Source organism: Nocardia arthritidis, assembly GCF_011801145.1.
Taxonomy (GTDB): Bacteria; Actinomycetota; Actinomycetes; order Mycobacteriales; family Mycobacteriaceae; genus Nocardia; species Nocardia arthritidis_A.
This window is the reverse complement of the sequence record NZ_CP046172.1, coordinates 7,255,565-7,272,822: the sequence shown is the minus strand read 5'-3', so window position 1 is coordinate 7,272,822 and position 17,258 is coordinate 7,255,565. Positions and strand designations below refer to the sequence as shown.

General features: G+C 67.5%; 19 protein-coding genes and 1 pseudogene. 13 read left to right on the top strand and 7 right to left on the bottom strand.

All coding sequences use genetic code 11. The features are described 5' to 3' along the window. Positions 1 to 3: 3 nt before the first annotated feature. Complete coding sequence (locus F5544_RS32615) at positions 4 to 471, bottom strand: hypothetical protein (RefSeq protein WP_167476734.1); 468 nt, start codon at positions 469 to 471, stop codon at positions 4 to 6. Positions 472 to 626: 155 nt separating this feature from the next. Between F5544_RS32615 and F5544_RS32610 the strand changes: the two genes are divergently transcribed. Further along, positions 627 to 1,592, top strand: coding sequence for a metallophosphoesterase family protein (locus F5544_RS32610; RefSeq protein WP_167476733.1), 966 nt, complete (start codon positions 627 to 629; stop codon positions 1,590 to 1,592). A gap of 9 nt (positions 1,593 to 1,601) precedes the next feature. On the opposite strand, the gene F5544_RS32605 is transcribed toward F5544_RS32610, so the two are convergent. Beyond that, positions 1,602 to 2,282: a LysR family substrate-binding domain-containing protein gene (locus tag F5544_RS32605; RefSeq protein WP_275107067.1), complete on the bottom strand. Its 681-nt coding sequence runs from the start codon at positions 2,280 to 2,282 to the stop codon at positions 1,602 to 1,604. A 15-nt stretch (positions 2,283 to 2,297) separates the two neighbouring features. Next, positions 2,298 to 2,411, bottom strand: a pseudogene (locus F5544_RS47170) (helix-turn-helix domain-containing protein); the annotation flags it as partial. A gap of 32 nt (positions 2,412 to 2,443) precedes the next feature. Here F5544_RS47170 and F5544_RS32600 point away from each other — a divergent pair. From F5544_RS32600 to truB, 3 genes are all read left to right on the top strand, one after another. Then, a complete protein-coding gene (locus tag F5544_RS32600) occupies positions 2,444 to 2,590 on the top strand; it encodes a hypothetical protein (RefSeq protein WP_203217400.1) in 147 nt (48 codons plus the stop codon). A 279-nt stretch (positions 2,591 to 2,869) separates the two neighbouring features. Further along, the gene (gene npt / locus F5544_RS32595; protein WP_167476731.1) at positions 2,870 to 3,538 is read left to right on the top strand and encodes a 4'-phosphopantetheinyl transferase Npt; all 669 of its coding nucleotides are present in this window, start codon (positions 2,870 to 2,872) and stop codon (positions 3,536 to 3,538) included. Continuing rightward, positions 3,538 to 4,452 carry a tRNA pseudouridine(55) synthase TruB gene (truB, locus tag F5544_RS32590; protein WP_167476730.1) on the top strand — a complete coding sequence of 305 codons (915 nt, stop codon included), beginning with the start codon at positions 3,538 to 3,540 and terminating at the stop codon, positions 4,450 to 4,452. Before npt ends, truB begins: the two co-directional genes overlap by 1 nt. Before the next feature lie 26 nt (positions 4,453 to 4,478). On the opposite strand, the gene F5544_RS32585 is transcribed toward truB, so the two are convergent. Beyond that, entirely contained in the window at positions 4,479 to 5,084 is a 606-nt protein-coding gene (locus F5544_RS32585; protein ID WP_167476729.1) for a TetR/AcrR family transcriptional regulator, read from the bottom strand. A gap of 82 nt (positions 5,085 to 5,166) precedes the next feature. Between F5544_RS32585 and F5544_RS32580 the strand changes: the two genes are divergently transcribed. Beyond that, positions 5,167 to 5,586, top strand: a complete 420-nt coding sequence (locus F5544_RS32580) for a DUF4345 domain-containing protein (protein ID WP_167476728.1) — start codon at positions 5,167 to 5,169, stop codon at positions 5,584 to 5,586. A gap of 123 nt (positions 5,587 to 5,709) precedes the next feature. Next, positions 5,710 to 6,132, top strand: coding sequence for a hypothetical protein (locus F5544_RS32575; RefSeq protein ID WP_167476727.1), 423 nt, complete (start codon positions 5,710 to 5,712; stop codon positions 6,130 to 6,132). 19 nt (positions 6,133 to 6,151) lie between these two features. Here F5544_RS32575 and F5544_RS32570 read toward each other — a convergent pair whose 3' ends face one another. Beyond that, positions 6,152 to 6,874, bottom strand: coding sequence for a MerR family transcriptional regulator (locus tag F5544_RS32570; protein ID WP_167476726.1), 723 nt, complete (start codon positions 6,872 to 6,874; stop codon positions 6,152 to 6,154). Positions 6,875 to 6,929: 55 nt separating this feature from the next. Then, positions 6,930 to 7,625, bottom strand: coding sequence for a metal-dependent transcriptional regulator (locus F5544_RS32565; protein ID WP_167479626.1), 696 nt, complete (start codon positions 7,623 to 7,625; stop codon positions 6,930 to 6,932). A gap of 219 nt (positions 7,626 to 7,844) precedes the next feature. Between F5544_RS32565 and F5544_RS32560 the strand changes: the two genes are divergently transcribed. The 5 genes from F5544_RS32560 to F5544_RS32540 all read left to right on the top strand — a co-directional run bounded on the left by F5544_RS32560 (position 7,845) and on the right by F5544_RS32540 (position 14,815). Continuing rightward, positions 7,845 to 8,816, top strand: a complete 972-nt coding sequence (locus tag F5544_RS32560) for a bifunctional riboflavin kinase/FAD synthetase (RefSeq protein ID WP_167476725.1) — start codon at positions 7,845 to 7,847, stop codon at positions 8,814 to 8,816. 147 nt (positions 8,817 to 8,963) lie between these two features. Then, entirely contained in the window at positions 8,964 to 9,233 is a 270-nt protein-coding gene (rpsO, locus tag F5544_RS32555; protein ID WP_167476724.1) for a 30S ribosomal protein S15, read from the top strand. A 359-nt stretch (positions 9,234 to 9,592) separates the two neighbouring features. Then, a complete protein-coding gene (locus F5544_RS32550; protein ID WP_167476723.1) occupies positions 9,593 to 11,872 on the top strand; it encodes a polyribonucleotide nucleotidyltransferase in 2,280 nt (759 codons plus the stop codon). 122 nt (positions 11,873 to 11,994) lie between these two features. After that, complete coding sequence (locus tag F5544_RS32545) at positions 11,995 to 13,323, top strand: M16 family metallopeptidase (RefSeq protein ID WP_238847510.1); 1,329 nt, start codon at positions 11,995 to 11,997, stop codon at positions 13,321 to 13,323. Between the two features lie 43 nt (positions 13,324 to 13,366). Further along, positions 13,367 to 14,815 carry a hypothetical protein gene (locus tag F5544_RS32540; RefSeq protein WP_167476721.1) on the top strand — a complete coding sequence of 483 codons (1,449 nt, stop codon included), beginning with the start codon at positions 13,367 to 13,369 and terminating at the stop codon, positions 14,813 to 14,815. Here F5544_RS32540 and F5544_RS32535 read toward each other — a convergent pair. Continuing rightward, entirely contained in the window at positions 14,812 to 15,168 is a 357-nt protein-coding gene (locus F5544_RS32535; RefSeq protein ID WP_167479625.1) for an ArsR/SmtB family transcription factor, read from the bottom strand. The genes F5544_RS32540 and F5544_RS32535 overlap by 4 nt on opposite strands. Before the next feature lie 95 nt (positions 15,169 to 15,263). On the opposite strand from F5544_RS32535, the gene F5544_RS32530 reads away from it, so the two are divergent. Both F5544_RS32530 and F5544_RS32525 read left to right on the top strand, forming a co-directional pair. Continuing rightward, positions 15,264 to 16,475: an MFS transporter gene (locus F5544_RS32530; RefSeq protein WP_167476720.1), complete on the top strand. Its 1,212-nt coding sequence runs from the start codon at positions 15,264 to 15,266 to the stop codon at positions 16,473 to 16,475. Between the two features lie 186 nt (positions 16,476 to 16,661). After that, complete coding sequence (locus F5544_RS32525) at positions 16,662 to 17,219, top strand: GNAT family N-acetyltransferase (RefSeq protein ID WP_203217399.1); 558 nt, start codon at positions 16,662 to 16,664, stop codon at positions 17,217 to 17,219. Positions 17,220 to 17,258 lie beyond the last annotated feature (39 nt).

The following is a 17,258-nucleotide window of genomic DNA, read 5'->3' as shown; positions in this document are numbered from 1 at the left end:
GCGTCAGTCCGCGTCCTGATAGGGCTCCCAGTCCGCATCCTCGACCGACTCGGCCACCCAATCCATCATCGCGTCATCCCACCTGCACCAGACCGTGATGAGCTCGTCGCCCGTGCGCGAACTGACTGCCCGAAGCACCGCCTCCCACGGCGACAGGGGTTCGAGGTCCGTCTCCTCGGGCGGCATCACCTCCGGCGGATCGGTATCGTCCCATTCCGTGGACCATCCCCATTTGCCCCAGCCGCGGACCATCACCTCGCCGAAGTAGGCGGAAGCCCCTTCGTACCAGGTTCGCGCCTCGGGCGCGGTCAGCTGGGCGGGGTCGGAAAACCGGCGCAGGAGTTCGGCTTCCAGTCGCTCCAGCGATATGGGTATGAAATCCAACTCCAGTGCGGGCAGGTCGGCCACCAACCGCTCGGCCAGACGGGCGGCGTCGGCGGGCCAATCCCAGGTGCGGTACACGGTATTCACACCGGAATCCTAAGTACCGCAGGCGACTTGGTCTTCGCGAGTGCCTCGGGTCCACGCGGTATAGCCGCCTTTGCCGGGCGATTCGGCGGTAATTCGAGATGGACCGACGCAGGGTGGTCTGCGGGCGGTGGGGTTGATGTGCCAAGGTAGATCTGGTGATACCCAAGTTGATGGCGGTGAGCGACATTCATGTCGGGCACCAGGGGAATCGACCGGTCGTCGAGCAGATCCGAGCGGACTCGCCGGAGGACTGGCTCATCGTCGCCGGTGATGTGGGGGAGAAGACCGACGACATCAGGTGGGCGCTGGAGTTGCTGCGCAGCCGCTTCGCCAAGGTGATCTGGGTGCCGGGCAACCACGAGCTGTGGACCACCGCGAAGGATCCGGTGCAGATACACGGCGCCGCCCGCTACGACTATCTGGTGTCGATGTGCCGCGACCTCGACGTGCTCACGCCCGAGGACCCCTTTCCCGAGTGGACGGGCGTGGGCGCGGAGGAGTTCGGCAGGCCGGTGACGTTGGTGCCGATGTTCCTGCTCTACGACTATTCGTTCCTGCCGGAGGGCGCCACCACCAAGGCCGAGGGGTTGGCCATCGCGCGGGAGCGCAATGTGGTCGCCACCGACGAATACTTGCTCACCCCCGACCCGTATCTGACCCGTGACGCCTGGTGCCACGCCAGGGTGCAGTACACCCAGCGCAAGCTGGACGCGCTGCCCGCCGATGCGCCGCTGGTGCTGATCAACCACTTCCCGCTGGTCCGCCAGCCCACCGACGTGCTGTTCTACCCGGAGTTCGCCATGTGGTGCGGGACTGATCTGACCGCGGACTGGCACACCAGCTACAACGTGGTGTGCTCGGTCTACGGTCATCTGCACATTCCGCGCACCTCCTATTACGACGGCGTCCGGTTCGAGGAGGTGTCCCTCGGCTATCCGCGCGAATGGCAGCGCCGCGGGCTGCCGGACCGGCTGCTGCGCCAGATCCTGCCGACGCCGGACTACCCGCCGGGTTCGCTGAATTCGTGGGGCGGGCATTTCAAGGTCACGCCGGAGATGGAGGCCGCCGCGGCGGAAATGCGCAGCCGCGCCCAGCAGCGGCGCGGCCTCGGATCCGCCTGACCGGCGCGTTCACCGCCGAGGTGGGGAATCGCGGTATGCGGCCGCCGCCACTTGCGCGAACGACCGGATCAACGGGTTGGTGTCGCCCTCGTTCCAAACCACCACCACCCTGCTCGGCGCCATATCGATCAGCGGGACCGTGGCCAATCCCTCGGGCACGGTGTGCCCGAGGGGAGTGATGCCGACGGTGCCGTTCCAGAGCACGGCCTGCACGCATTCCTGAACGACCCGAACTATCGGGCCTTCTCGCGGCTCGCCGCCGTTCCAGTAGGTCTGCCAGATGGGGTCGGTGCCGTCGGGGAATTGGAACCAGCGACGCCCGGCCAGGTCGGCCAGCTTCAGGTGGTCGCGGCGGGCCAGCGGATCGTCGGCGCGCAGCACCGCCCCGACCGGGTCCGCGCGCAGTTCGCGCACGGTCAGGGCGGTGTGGTTGAACGGTGCGCGGGTGACGGCGACGTCGACCAGTCCGGCCTTCACCCCGCAGGTGGGGTCGGTGAGATCGGTATCGCGGATGCGGATCTCGACCTCGGGATGTCGATGGCGGTAGGCGGCGGCCAGCCTGGCGATGCCGGGGTCGGTGGCGTCACCCAGGATGCCGATGGTGAGGTTCGCGTTTCCGGCCGCGGCCGCGACCCGCGTGCTGACGCGGTCGGCCTGCTCAAGCAGTGCCCGTGCCTCGTCGAGCAGCACCGCCCCGACCCGGGTGAGACCGACACCGGTGGGCGATCGGTCGAAAAGGGCCGCGCCGACCTCCGATTCCAGTTGCCGGATGGCGCGGCTCAGCGGCGGTTGGCTCATATGCAGCCGGGCGGCGGCGCGCCCGAAGTGGCGTCACTGGCGAACCGGCCGTCATGCTCAGCACCTTCACACCCGACCTGTATGTGCGGTACTTCCGCGACCTACAGGACGTGATCGTCGACGGCGGGGAACTGACACCGCAGGTGAATATCGAAGTGATGAGCCACTATGCGACCGAACCCGCCACCGACTTCGCCTGATGGGCGCTGTCGAAGACCTCAGCGGCTTACCGCCGATGCGCCGGAGACAACCAACGACGGTATTGCACTGTCCGGCACTATGCCGGGGGTGCCGTTGGTCCTGGATCTGCCGCGCCTTTAAGGTGACTGGATGGCAAGTGGCTGTCGGTGACGGATGCTGGCGTCGACCTGGGCATGGATGGTTGGTGAGTGGATGGGTGACTCGTCGGGTCCCGGCGTCATCGACCCCGCCACTGCCGTTGACGTGCGAGTGTCGACCGGTACGGGGAGGCGGACAAGGTGATCGAGAGAATTCTGCCCGCGGGTGTCGCGTCGGCCGAGCTGCTGGACTATCCGGAGGATCTGAAACCGCATCCGGCCGAGGAACATCTCATCGCGAAGTCGGTGGAGAAGCGGCGCCGAGATTTCATCGGCGCCAGGCACTGTGCCCGGCTCGCGCTGGAGGAGCTCGGTGAGCCGCCGGTGGCGATCGGCAAGGGCGAGCGGGGCGCGCCGGTGTGGCCGCGCGGCATCGTCGGCAGCCTCACCCACTGCGATGGCTACCGGGCGGCGGCGCTGGCCCACCGGCTGCGATTCCGGTCCATCGGAATCGACGCCGAACCGCACGGCGAGCTGCCGGAGGGCGTGCTGGATTCGGTGAGTCTGCCGCCTGAGCGGGAGTGGTTGCGCACCAACACATCCGGCCTGCATCTCGACCGTTTGCTGTTCTGCGCCAAGGAGGCCACCTTCAAAGCATGGTGGCCGCTCACCACGCGCTGGCTCGGCTTCGAGGACGCGCACATCACCTTCGAGATCGCCGAGAGCGCACCGGGTTTCGGCTCCGGCACCTTCCACAGCCGAATCCTGGTCCCTGGTGGGGTGAATGATGGTGGGGCTCCGCTGATTTCGTTCGATGGCCGCTGGCTGATCACCGACGGGCTCATCCTGACCGCGATCGTGCACGGCTGATGGCCGAGCGGCAGGCACTCGGCCTCGGCGGGCTGCTCGTCGTCGACAAGGACGGCGGGTGGACCAGCCACGATGTCGTGGCGAAGTGCCGGAAGTTGTTGCGCACCAAAAAGGTCGGGCATGCGGGCACCCTCGATCCGATGGCGACCGGGGTGCTGGTGCTCGGCGTGGAGCGGGCGACCAAACTACTCGGTCTGCTGACGTTGACCACCAAGGCGTACACCGCGACCATCCGGCTCGGCCAGGCGACGAATACCGATGACGCCGAGGGCGAGGTGCTCGCGACCGAACCGGCCACCCATCTCACCGACGACGAAATCGCCGCGCATATCGGGAAACTCACCGGCGATATCGAGCAGGTGCCCGCGACGGTGAGCGCGATCAAGGTGAACGGGGAGCGCGCGTACGCCAGGCATCGGGCCGGTGAGGAGGTGCAGCTCGCCGCGCGGCCGGTGACCGTATCCCGGTTCGATGTGCTTGCCCGCCGGGATGTTTCGGATTTCGTCGACCTGGATGTCGTGGTCGAATGCTCGTCCGGCACGTATATCCGGGCGCTCGCCCGCGATCTCGGGGCCGGGCTCGGCGTCGGCGGACATCTGACGGCGTTGCGCCGCACCAGGGTCGGGCCGTTCACCCTCGAACACGCGCGCACGCTCGACGAATTGGCGGCGGCCGCCGAGGCGGGCGATCCGCTGCTCGGCCTCGATATCGATGCCGCGGTGCGCGTCGCGTTCACCGCCCGGGAGGTCACCGCGGCGCAGGCGGACGACCTGCGCAACGGGCGCTGGCTGGAACCCGTTGGGATACCGGGGGTTTACGCGGCCTTCGATCCCGAGGGGCGGGCGATCGCGCTGCTGCGGGAGAGCGGCAAGCGGGCGTCGTCGGTGATGGTGGTGCGTCCGGCCAACCTCTGAGCCGCGCCCTCATGCCATTCGGTGAATCAGCCGCGATTCCCGGTCGGCGGCGGCACCGGCCCGAGGATCGGCCGCAGCGCGCCGAGTAATGCCTCGAGGCAGATCGCGCGCATCTCGTCACGGGTGTACGTGTGGTGCTCCAGCCAGTCGACGCAGAGCACCCGGACGAAGATCAGCCAACTCGCCACGATGCCCGACACCACCTCCCGCGTCCGCCCCTCGACGCCCATGACGTCCAGCAGCCTGCGCCGGAGTTCGCCGAGCTCACCGGCGATGATGCCCTGCACCGTCGGATCGCTCGCCAGCACCTTGTTGGCCGCGAGCACGGCGTGCGCATTCGCCTCGAAATAGTCGAAGTGCGCGTCGAGCCCGTCGGAAAGTTGTTCGGCCAGCGGCCTTTTCGTGTCGAGCGGGGTGTCGACCAGCAATTGTTCGGCGGCCTGCTCGTACACCGCGATGAAAAGATCGCGTTTGCTCGGGAAATGCCGATAGAGCAGGGCGCGGGAGACCCCCGCCGCCGACGCGACATCGTCCATCAGCACCGCGTCGTAGCTGCGCTCGGCGAAGAGCCTGGTGCCCGCCGCCACGAGGAGGCGGCGGCGTTCGTCGGGGGTGAGGCGGCGGCGGGTCATTCCGGAAACACTAGTTGACGCGCATCTACTACACGCCGTAGCGTCTTAGTAGATTTACGTCTACTAAGACGGAGGGGATCGCATGCTGAAACGGAAATGGCTGAAGGGTTTGGCGATGGCGATGGGCGTCTCGTGCGTCGGCATCGGGTTCCTCCATATGGCGCTCGGCGATGCCGCGGTACCCGGCATGAACTTCTCCGGCGTCGCCGCCGACAGTCAGAGCCGGTTCTTCGGCGCCATCTTCGTCGGCTACGGCGGTGCCTATATCTGGGCCGCACGGCAGACGCCGATCGCGATACCGGCCATCCGCTGGTTGTCCGGGATCCTCGCGCTCGGCGCCGTCGGACGTTTCATCTCGCTCGCGGTACACGGTTCACCGCACTGGTTCGTATACCTGTTGACGGCCAGCGAGGTCGTGCTGCCGCCGCTGTTCTTCTGGCTGTCCGGCCCGGTGGAGGAGGCCGGATCGCGCGCGCCGTCCCGGCTTTCGACCGCGTCCTGATCCGCCGCCGCGACTCACCTGCGCGTTTCGTTAACCGAATCCTGGATATCTCGGATATTCCGAGTAAGGTATTGGCTCGCTCGGGTAGCGGGTCGATACGAAGGCGGTGGAGGCCAGGCGGCGATGGGTATACGCGGATTGGTCCGTGCGGCAGCGGGATTCGCTGTCGCGGCACTGATGGCGGCATGCGCGATCGGGCTACCGACCCGCGCATCGGATCTGCCCGGATCGGATCTGTCCCCGCCCGTTGTCGCGACGGTGGCCAAAGCCAGCGAGACCGCCACCCAGTTCTGCACCGCCCAGATCATCGCGCACGACCTCGGCATCGTCGGTGTTTTCGACACCGCGTGGGCCACCGTCACCGACTGCGACGGAAATTGGGCGATGATCAGTTGGGATCCGGTCGGCGACACCCGGCGGATCATCCGGCGCGACCCGATCGAGGGCTGGCAGACCTACGCGTTCATGGCGCACAACATCTGTTGGAGCCGAGCCGGTGCGGACGGCGCGCCTACCCAGCTGCGGCAGTACTTCATGAACTGCTGAAACACCCTGCGGCGCAGGATTATCCGATCTTGGCGCGCTGCCGTCGGCCGACCAGTTCGAGCAGCCGCTGCCAGGCGGGCGTCGTGCCGACGTACGAGGTCGGCAGGCTGCCGAGCGGCGATCGCTCCACCGCGTCCGGCCGGGTGCGCGAATGCCAGGCGATGATCTCGTCGGCCAGCGCGGCGAGCCGCGGATCGCCCGGCCGCCAGTCGAGCGCGTCGCCGAGCCTGCGCTGGATTCGAACGAAATCGGGATCATCCAGTGCCGCATGCTTTTCCGCGATCCAATGCGGAAGTTCGTCGGAGGCCAGCGCGACCAGCATGATCCACCCGTCGCGCTCCATCCTGATCATTCGCTCACCGATGCCCAGCGCGCGTTCGCGATCGAGGATGTCGACCACCTCGGCGGGCAGGAAAAGCCTTTCGCCACCGGTCAATTCGGCGATCTTGCGGCGATGATCGGTGAGCTGGCGGATCTTCCCGCGCAGTGCGGCATCGATCCGCGCGACCGCGGCGGCGAAATCCTCCGGTCCCGCGCCGAGCAGTTCCTCGATGCGCGCCAACGGAACTCCGGCCTCGGCCAGCGTCTTGATGCGAATCAGATCGACGACGGCCTGCGCGTCGTAGCGGCGATAGCCGGAGGCGTCGCGGTCCGGCTCGGGTAGCAGCCCGCGCTGGTGATAGTGCCGGACCGCGCGCACCGTGACGCCGGCGTGCGCGGCCAGCTGCCCGATCGTCAGCACCTCGACCTCCAGTAAATGCGAACGGTGTTGTGCTGCACGATAAATCGTTGTCGCCCTAGACGGTGAGCCAGATCGCTTCCGCGGCAGGACGACCCAGATCCGTGGCCGTCTCCGACTGGCCGATCCTGATCGCGATGGTTCCGGCGAAATCGCGCCGCTCTACCACGGCGATGGCGGTGTCCAATGCGATACCGACCGAGTCGAAGTAGCGCAGCATATCCGGATCGGAGTCGGAAATCCTTGCCACTCTTCCGGATTCGCCCGCGCCGAAATCGCTGAGTTGCCGGGCGGGCGGGGTCGGCACCGCGCCGTCCACCGAAGGGATCGGGTCGCCGTGCGGATCTCGGTCCGGGTAGCCGAGTTTGGCGTCGATGCGGGCCATGAGCAGTTCGGAGACCGCGTGCTCCAGCACCTCGGCCTCGTCGTGCACCTCGTCCCAGCCGTAGCCGAGCTCGTTGACCAGGAAGGTCTCCAGCAGCCGATGCCTGCGCACCATGGCGACGGCGGCACGGCGGCCGCCCTCGGTGAGGGTGATCGAGCCGTAGCGGGCGTGCTCGACCAGGCCCTGGTCAGCGAGTTTGCGGACGGCCTCGGAGACGGTGGAGGCGGATACGCCGATGCGTTCGGCGAGCAGTTTGGTCGACACCTTTTCCTGCGACCATTCCTGAGCGGTCCAGATCACCTTCAGATAATCCTGGGCGACCGAGGAGAGCGGAGCTATCGTCGCGGTGCTGCCCGGCGCGGTCTCCAGCTCGCGTCGGGTTGCGATGTCTCGTTTACCGGGCACGTACTCGAGCTTAGGCACACCTGGCCCGATTCACACATCCCGCCGCGAGCCGAACCAGGGTTTCACCTCCGGTTTACGGTCGGGAAGCGTTGGGTGCCTTCGGCATGTGCGGCTCGGCACAGGAGCTCGGCCCGGCGCGGTCTGAAGTCGTCTCCGACGGCTGCGCCCATTAGGCTCGCCACTGTGCAGAGATGGCGAAGTCTCGACGAGGTGCCCGCGGATTGGGGTCGGTGTGTTCTCACGATCGGCGTATTCGACGGCGTTCACCGCGGTCACGCGCAGCTGATCAGCCGGGCCGTGAAATCGGCGGCGGCGCGGGGTGTTCCGTCGGTGCTGATGACCTTCGATCCGCACCCGATGGAGGTGGTGCGGCCCGGTTCACATCCGGCGCAGCTGAGCACGCTGACCCGCCGCGCCGAACTGGTCGAGGAACTCGGCGTCGACGTGTTCTGCGTCATGCCGTTCACCCAGGAATTCATGAAGCTGACACCGGCCCGGTACGTGCACGATCTGCTGGTCGAGCGGCTGCACGTGGCCGAGGTGGTGGTCGGCGACAACTTCACCTTCGGCAAGAAGGCCGCGGGCACCGTCGCCACCATGCGTGAGCTCGGCGCCCGGTTCGGCTTCGAGGTCGACGGGGTGAAGCTGGTCGGCGAACACGCGGTGACCTTCTCCTCCACCTATATCCGCGCCTGCGTCGACGCGGGGGATATGGCCGCGGCCGCCGAGGCGCTCGGCCGACCGCATCGGGTCGAGGGTGTGGTCGTGCACGGTGACGGCCGTGGCCGCCAGCTCGGCTATCCCACCGCGAACGTGGCGCCGCCGATGCATGCGGCGGTCCCCGCCGACGGCGTCTACGCCGGATGGTTCACCGTGCTCGGTCCCGGGCCGACCATCGGCACCGTCACCCCCGGTGAGCGTGCGATGGCGGCGATCTCGGTCGGCACCAACCCCACCTTCTCCGGCCGGGCCCGCACCGTCGAGGCCTATGTTCTCGACGGCGAAGCCGACCTCTACGGCCAACACGTCGCCGTCGATTTCGTCGAACACGTCCGCGGCCAGCGCAAATTCGAGTCGGTCGACGAGCTGATCGTGACCATGGGTCGCGACGTGGAAACCGCCCGAAAGATGTTGCAGGCCGCGGAAGGCCACTGAGCACAGCGGATACGCGCGACCCGGATTCGGGGTGTTGGGCGGGGGTCCGGTAAGGTGGATCCTCGGGTTTGCTGCGGTCCGCGGTGGCGCCCGCCCCGGATGCCGGGGTTTCCGAGCGCGGAACTGGGAAATAGGAGTGGATGCCACGTGGCGCTGACCACCGAGCAGAAGTCGACGATTCTGGCCGAGTACGGCCTGCACGAGAAGGACACCGGTTCGCCGGAGGCGCAGATCGCGCTGCTGTCCAAGCGGATCGCCGACATCACCGAGCACCTCAAGAAGCACAAGCACGACCACCACACCCGCCACGGTCTGATGGCGCTGATCGGTCGTCGCAAGCGGCTCTCGAAGTACCTGCAGGACAAGGACATCGAGCGCTACCGTTCGCTGATCGAGCGCTTGGGTCTGCGCCGCTGAGCGGCTCGACACACGACTGCCGGAGGTAGTCGGCAAGCCAGCCGACGGGGAGACGTACAATCTCCCCGTTGGCTATTTGTGTATGAGGGGTTATAGGCCCCATTTGCACGACAACATTGCACAGCCGTATGCACCCGCGCCGCGTGGCGTCGGTCTTCGGTAGTGGCCTTTCGGCAGGGATCGTCCGCCGGCGGGCTTCGATCGATGACCGCCTCCGCGTCGCCGTATCCAAGGGGATTCGGCCGGGTGTGCGCGTCGCAAACATCCTTGCCGCGCGCCCGTCCCAGGTACGGCTGACGACAGCCGGATCGCGCCCACCCGCGCTCGAGCCGGCGAAGACGAGAGGTTGAGAAGAGAGAATGTCCGAAACAACTGAACGCAAGTCCACGGCCATCGAGGTCGAACCAGGCGTATTCGAATCCGTCGCGCTGATCGACAACGGGACCTACGGCACTCGCACCGTGCGGTTCGAGACCGGTCGGCTGGCCAAGCAGGCCGCCGGTTCCGTTGTCGCCTACCTCGACGACGAGACCATGCTGCTGTCCGCGACCACCGCGGGCAAGTCCCCGAAAGATCAGTTCGATTTCTTCCCGCTGACGGTCGATGTCGAGGAGCGGATGTACGCCGCGGGCCGCATCCCCGGTTCGTTCTTCCGCCGCGAGGGCCGCCCGTCCACCGACGCGATCCTGACCTGCCGCCTGATCGACCGCCCGCTGCGCCCGTCCTTCGTCGACGGCTTGCGCAACGAGATCCAGGTCGTCGTCACGGTGATGAGCCTCGACCCGAAGGATCTGTACGACGTGGTGGCGATCAACGCCGCGTCCGCGTCCACCCAGATCGCGGGTCTGCCGTTCTCCGGCCCGGTCGGCGGCGTGCGCGTCGCGCTGATCGAGGGCCAGTGGGTGGCGTTCCCGACCGTCGAGCAGCTCGAGGGCGCCGTCTTCGACATGGTGGTCGCGGGCCGCGTCGTCGAGTCCGGTGACGTCGCGATCATGATGGTCGAGGCCGAGGCCACCGAGAAGGTCATCGAACTGATCGACGGCGGCGCGCAGGCGCCGACGGAAGCCGTTGTGGCACAGGGCCTCGAGGCCGCAAAGCCGTTCATCGCCCGGCTGTGCCGCGCCCAGCAGGATCTGGCCGAGCTGGCCGCCAAGCCGACCGAGGAGTTCCCGGTCTTCCTGCCGTACGAGCAGGATGTCTACGCCGCCGTCGAGGGCACCGCGAAGCGTCCGCTGGCCGAGGCGCTGAGCATCGCGGCCAAGCAGGAGCGCGAGGAGAAGATCGACGAGATCAAGCTCGACGTGCTGTCCAGCCTGGCCGAGGATTTCACCGGCCGGGAGAAGGAGATCGGCGCGGCGTTCCGCTCGGTCACCAAAAAGCTTGTGCGCCAGCGGATCCTGACCGACGGCTTCCGCATCGACGGCCGCGGCCTGGCGGATATCCGCGCGCTGTCGGCCGAGGTCGCCGTGGTGCCGCGGGCGCACGGCTCGGCGCTGTTCGAGCGCGGCGAGACCCAGATCCTCGGCATTACGACGCTGGATATGGTGAAGATGGCCCAGCAGGTCGACTCGCTCGGCCCGGAGACCAGCAAGCGCTACATGCACCACTACAACTTCCCGCCCTTCTCGACCGGTGAGACCGGCCGGGTCGGTTCGCCGAAGCGCCGTGAGATCGGCCACGGCGCACTGGCCGAGCGGGCGCTGATGCCGGTGCTGCCGAGCCAGGAGGAATTCCCGTACGCGATCCGTCAGGTCTCGGAGGCGTTGGGCTCCAACGGTTCCACCTCGATGGGTTCGGTGTGCGCCTCCACCCTGTCGCTGCTGAACGCCGGTGTTCCGCTGAAGGCGCCGGTCGCGGGTATCGCGATGGGTCTGGTGTCCGACACCGTCACCAACGACAAGGGTGAGGACGAGGTCCGCTACGTCGCGCTCACCGATATCCTCGGCGCCGAAGATGCCTTCGGCGACATGGATTTCAAGGTCGCGGGCACCCGTGAGTTCGTCACCGCGCTGCAGCTGGACACCAAGCTGGACGGCATCCCCTCGCAGGTGCTGGCCGGTGCGCTGAGCCAGGCGCACGACGCGCGCACCACCATCCTGGACGTGATGGCCGAGGCCATCGCCACCCCGGACGAGATGAGCCCGTACGCGCCGCGCGTCACCGCGATCAAGATTCCGGTGGACAAGATCGGCGAGGTGATCGGCCCGAAGGGCAAGGTGATCAACCAGATCACCGAGGAGACCGGCGCCAACATCTCCATCGAGGACGACGGCACCGTCTACATCGGCGCGACCGACGGCCCGTCGGCGCAGGCGGCGATCGATCAGATCAACGCCATCGCGAACCCGCAGCTGCCGAAGGTCGGCGAGCGCTTCCTCGGCACGGTCGTCAAGACCACCGCCTTCGGCGCGTTCGTCTCGCTGCTGCCGGGCCGCGACGGTCTGGTGCATATCTCGAAGCTGGGCAACGGCAAACGCGTCGCCAAGGTCGAGGATGTGGTGAACGTCGGCGACAAACTGCGCGTCGAGATCGCCGATATCGATAACCGCGGCAAGATCTCGCTGGTGCCGGTCGACGAAAACGCCGACGAAGGTACCGAAGCCGAAACTGTCGATGCGGCGGCGGCCGGGACCGAGTAGTACTTGTCTCTGTGACGAAGAAGAAGACGGCAACCCCTCTGCTCCGTGGTGGGCAGGGGGGTTCGGCCCTCCCGTCGCCCGACCACCGTTCCGCACCGGAGCGTTCCGCGAGGCAGCAGCAACTGAAGAAGCTGCGAACCGACGACGCGCGCGCCATCGACGCCGGCATCCGGCGCACGGTGCTACCCGGGGGATTACGGGTGGTGACCGAGCATGTGCCCGGCGTGCGTTCGGCATCGATCGGGGTCTGGGTCGGGGTCGGCTCGCGCGACGAGGGCCGTACCGTCGCGGGTGCGGCGCACTTCCTGGAGCATCTGCTCTTCAAGGCGACGCCGACGCGATCCGCGCTGGATATCGCGCAGGCCATGGATGCCGTCGGCGGGGAGCTCAACGCGTTCACCGCGAAGGAGCAGACCTGCTATTACGCGCATGTCCTCGATGAGGATCTGCCGCTGGCAGTCGATCTCGTCACCGATGTGGTGTTGCGCGGGCTGTGCCGGTCCGAGGATGTCGCGGTCGAACGCCAGGTGGTGCTCGAGGAGATCGCCATGCGCGACGACGATCCCGAGGATCTGGTCGGTGACGCGTTCCTGACCGCGCTGTTCGGCGATCATCCGATCGGGCGCCCGGTGATCGGTTCGATCGAATCCATCGAATCGATGAGCGCCGCCCAGCTGCGCGGATTCCATCAGCGCCGGTACCGGCCGGACCGGATGGTGGTCGCGGTGGCGGGCAATGTCGAACACGATCACACCGTGGAGCTGGTGTATCGCGCGTTCGCCGACCGGCTGGAACCCGCCACCGAACCGGCGCCGCGCCGGGAGGGCCGGTTCCGCCCGCACAGCGTGCCGGAATTGCACTGGAGTCACCGCGACAGCGAGCAGGCGCATCTGGCGTTCGGGGTGCGGGCATTCGGTCGGCACGAGGGTGAACGTCGTTGGCCCCTTTCGGTTTTGAACACCGTGGTGGGCGGTGGGCTGAGCTCGCGTCTGTTCCAGCGGATCCGGGAGGAGCGGGGGCTGGCGTATTCGGTGTACTCGAGCGTCGACACCTTCTCCGATACCGGCGCGTTCTCCGTCTACATCGGCTGCCAGCCCGAAAATCTCGGTAAGGTGGCCGGTTTGGCGCGCGGCGTGCTGGAAGAGGTTGCCGCCAACGGGATCACCGACGCCGAATGCGCCAGGGCCAAGGGTTCGCTGCGCGGCGGACTGGTGCTGGGACTGGAGGATTCGGCGTCCCGGATGAACCGGATCGGTCGCAGCGAACTCAGCTACGGCAATCATCGCACCGTCTCGGAGACGCTGAGCCGGATCGATGCGGTGACCACCGAGGAGGTCACGGCCGTGGCGCGCACGCTGCTGGCGCGGCCGTTCGCGGCCTCGGTCACCGGGCCGTACCGGCGCACCAGGGAGCTGCCCGCGGCAGTGCGGAAGTTGGTCGACGGCGGCTAGTTTCCGCGAAAGATATTGCGGGTCAACATGATTGGGGGTCGGCATGTTGGACATCGAACCGGTCATCGGTCGGGCGCGGATCGCCGAGGAATTGGGCCGCCTGGAGGAGGCGCACCGGATCCTCGGCGAGGCGCTGGTCGCCGCGCCGAATGAGCCGCGGTTGCTCGAGCGGCTCGCCGATATCGTCTACCAGCTCGAACGGTACGACGACGCGCTGCGCTACGCGGGTATGGCCATCACCGCGAATCCGCGATCGGTGGACGCCCACCTGACGGCGGCCTTGGCCTACGATGCGCGGCGCGATCATCGAGATGCGTTGCGGCACGCCAGGATCGCGGTGGCGCTCGACGGTGACGGCCGGGGCCTGCTCGTCCTGGCTCGGCTGCTGGTCAATGCGCCCGCGACCGATGCAACGCGGGCCGAGGCGCGTTCGCTGCTGGAGCGAGCGGTGGAGCGGTCACCCGGTTATGTGCCCACTCTCGCGCACGCCGCCGAAACCTATCGGCGGTTGCGCGACCGTCCTGCGGTGGAACGGCTCATTGCCGCTGGTCTCGCAGTGGATCCGACCAATGCCGGACTGCTGCGAATGCAGGCGCGGATGGAGTTCGAGAGTTCCGAATTCGGCGGTCGCGGCAAGGCGGTCGCGACCCTGCGCGGCCTGCTCGGCACCCGCCCCGGCGACCGGACGGCGCGCCTGCTACTTGCCGAAATCCTTTGGCGCGCACTGCTTCGCCTGGTGGCCTGGGCCTGGTTCTACGCCGCCGCGGTCGCCGTGCTTTCGATGTGGTTCGGCCCGTCCGTACTGCGATTCATGACGCCGGTGCTGTTCTGGATCATTCCGGTGGCGTGGTTCCGGGTGTTCCGGCGGCTGCGCCCGCAATTGCCGCCCGGATATCTGTGGGCCAGGGTGCGGCGGCCCGCGGCGGTGCTCGGGTTGGCGGTCACGGTGTTCGCGAGCCTGATCATGGATCTGGGCGCGGTCGCGCTGCGGTCGTCGACGCTCGTCATCGGCGGTTATCTGCTGTTGGTCATCGGTGCGCTCGGCGCGGCGGTGGCGCATCTGCTGCTGATGCTGGCCTGGCTGCGCCGCCGCGGTGACGAGGACGATCGCGATGCGGCGTACGAGTACGCCTTCGACGGGCTCGGGCTGGCGCTGGGCCTCGGCCTGGTGCTGACGGGTCTGCTTGCGGCACTGCGGCATTGGTCGCGTGAACCGGCGGCGTTCTGGGCATTCGTCGCGATCTGCTGTGTTGCGGGCGCGACGATGCTGGTGGAGATGCTGATAATCGGCTTTCTGGATTGGGGCGACTGGGTCAGGCCGGTCGCGCACGTCGTGACCCTCGCGGTGGTGCTCGGGCTGGTCGTGCTCGGATTCCGTTGGAGCGCGGGCCATTTGATCGCCGAAATCGGGGACGATCCGGCGGTCGCCGCGAGCCGGTATCCACTGCCCGAATTGCCGAGGTCGTTCGCGTTGCCCCCGACCGGGGGCTAGACCGTGTCCGGCGCGGCGCGGTTGGCCGCCTCGACGACCGAGGGGATCAGTCCGGGGAGCGCGGATTCCAGCTCCGCGGTGCGCAGGCGCATATGGGTGTGGCCTTCGATGAGGAGTTTTTCGGTCACCCCCGCCTCGCGCAGGATTTTGAAATGGTGGGTGGCGGTGGATTTGTTGATGGTGTCGTAGAGCGTGGCGCAGCGCATGGGCGTGCCCGCGTTGCTGAGCCGACGCACCATCTCCAGGCGAACCGGGTCCTGTAGCGCGCCGAGCACCACCGAAACCGGGCCGACAGGTGCGGGGCCTTCTTGGAGCGGCGCTGCCTGATCCGGTGTTGTCGATGTGGCGTCCATCATGATCTACCTCACTCAGGGGTTTGATGATCATCGTACCGGCTGTAGGGTCGATGAGGTTCGATCAGCATCAAACTTACCTGATGGGAGCTTCGATGGTAGCGACGACCGCGGCACCTGCCGAGGAACGGACTTCGCAACCGTGGGCCTATGCACTGATCCTGGCCGCGAGCGGCGTTGCCCTCGGCGTATCCGGTGCACCCGCGCCGCTCTACGGTCTTTATCAACGCGAGTGGCATTTCTCGCCGCTCACCACCACCTTCGTCTTCGCCGTCTACGCCGTCGCCGCGCTGGTCGCGGTGCTGGTCTCCGGCCGGATCTCCGACGTCGTCGGCCGCAAGCCGGTGCTGCTCGGCTCCTTCGGCATCATGGTCGTCGGTCTGATTGTCTTCGTGTTCGCGCAGTCGGTGGCAATGCTGTTGCTGGCCAGGGCATTACACGGTTTGGCGGTCGGCGCGACAGTGGTCGCGGGCGCCGCGGCGCTGCTCGATCTGCGCCCGCGGCACGGCGCGCGGTCCGGACAGTTGAGCGGTGTGGCCTTCAATGTCGGTATGGCCGTCGCGATCCTGGGTTCGGCCCTGCTGGCCCAGTACGTGCCGCATCCGCTGCGCACGCCGTATCTGGTGATCACCGTGCTGTGCCTGCTCATCGGCGTCGGCGTGCTCGTGCTGCGCGAACCGCACACCGCGCGGGTCAGCGGCCGCATCACCATCGCGAAACCGGCCGTGCCGCAAGAGATTCGCAGCGATTTCTGGTTCGCCGCGATCGGTGTGATGGCGGCCTGGTCGGTGCTCGGGGTGTTGCTCTCGCTGTACCCGTCGCTGGCCGCGCAGCAGACCGGCATCCACAATCTGGTGTTCGGCGGCGCGGTCGTGGCGTCGACCGCGACCGCGGGTGCGACGGTGCAGTACTTCGCCACCGGTGTGCCCGCGCGGTGGGCCGCCATCCTCGGTGACGCCGGAATGGCGATCGCCCTGCTGGCCACCGTGCCCGCGCTGGCGACGCACAACTGGGTCGCGGTGCTGGCGGCGGGCATTGTGCTCGGCGCCACCTTCGGACTCGGGTTCGGCGGATCGCTGCGGCACCTCGCCGATGTGGTGCCGCAGCACAAGCGGGGCGAGACCATGTCGGCCTACTATCTGCTCGCGTATTCGGCGATGGCGCTGCCCACGATCGCCGCGGGCTGGGCCGCCACCACCTGGGGGTTGAGCCGCGTCTTTCCGTGGTTCGTGGTGCTGGTCGCGATCGCCTGCCTGCTCGCCGCCGGTATGGGCGTGCGGCAGAAACGCCAGGCTGCCGTCGGGTGATGTCGGCCGGGTGGTGAATACCGCGGTGCGCCACCCGTTTTCGCTCGCTCGGCCCCGGATGTCGGCGTTGCCTTTCGATGTTGTCGTGCCGCGGCGGTCCAACTCGGCGTGGCCCGAGTGATCTTGTCGTCGAATGCCGCGTCGGGTTCGCCATCGCTGATGCGTTGCGGCACAGGATGTTCGGAATTGACATTGCGCCCGGCGCGTCGGGAGGCGGACGATGCGTTCATGATCATGGTGCGGCGATTGACGGAATCCGATTGGCGGACATACCGGGATTTGCTATTGGAGTGTCTACGCGTGGCGCCGTACTCGGCCCGGCTGACCTACGACCAAGCGGCGCTGCGCACCGAATTACAGTGGCAGGCCAAGCTCACCGAGTCGGTGCTGTTCGGGGCGTGGCTGGACGACGTTCCGGTCGGCCTCGCCGGCGGCAAACTGGACGGCGAACTGCCGGAATTGGTTTCGATGTGGGTGGATCCGGTGGCGCGGGGCAAGGGCACCGCCGACGAGTTGGTGCGCGCGGTGCTCGACTGGGCGCGTGACGGTGGGTACGGACAGGTGATGCTGTGGGTGCTCGACGGCAACGAACCCGCCGAGCGGGTGTACCTGCGCAACGGCTTCCGGCGCACCGGGCGGCGCGAGGCGATGGAGCGGGACGCGGCGATGGTTCAGGTCGAGATGGTGTTGGACCTCGGTTCAACTGGACAAGGTTCCAAATCTCAAGCGGCACAACAAATGTGACATAAAGGACCATCCGGTTGGTTTGTGATATCGAGGTCC

What these genes read in the sequence shown, in the direction of transcription:
- F5544_RS32535 (WP_167479625.1), bottom strand. Translation starts at nt 15,168, where the DNA reads ATGGACGCCACATCGACAACACCGGATCAGGCAGCGCCGCTCCAAGAA.
- F5544_RS32580 (WP_167476728.1), top strand. Translation starts at nt 5,167, where the DNA reads ATGCTGAAACGGAAATGGCTGAAGGGTTTGGCGATGGCGATGGGCGTC.
- F5544_RS32540 (WP_167476721.1), top strand. Translation starts at nt 13,367, where the DNA reads ATGTTGGACATCGAACCGGTCATCGGTCGGGCGCGGATCGCCGAGGAA.
- F5544_RS32600 (WP_203217400.1), top strand. Translation starts at nt 2,444, where the DNA reads ATGCTCAGCACCTTCACACCCGACCTGTATGTGCGGTACTTCCGCGAC.
- F5544_RS32585 (WP_167476729.1), bottom strand. Translation starts at nt 5,084, where the DNA reads ATGACCCGCCGCCGCCTCACCCCCGACGAACGCCGCCGCCTCCTCGTG.
- truB (WP_167476730.1), top strand. Translation starts at nt 3,538, where the DNA reads ATGGCCGAGCGGCAGGCACTCGGCCTCGGCGGGCTGCTCGTCGTCGAC.
- F5544_RS32550 (WP_167476723.1), top strand. Translation starts at nt 9,593, where the DNA reads ATGTCCGAAACAACTGAACGCAAGTCCACGGCCATCGAGGTCGAACCA.
- F5544_RS32575 (WP_167476727.1), top strand. Translation starts at nt 5,710, where the DNA reads ATGGGTATACGCGGATTGGTCCGTGCGGCAGCGGGATTCGCTGTCGCG.
- F5544_RS32530 (WP_167476720.1), top strand. Translation starts at nt 15,264, where the DNA reads ATGGTAGCGACGACCGCGGCACCTGCCGAGGAACGGACTTCGCAACCG.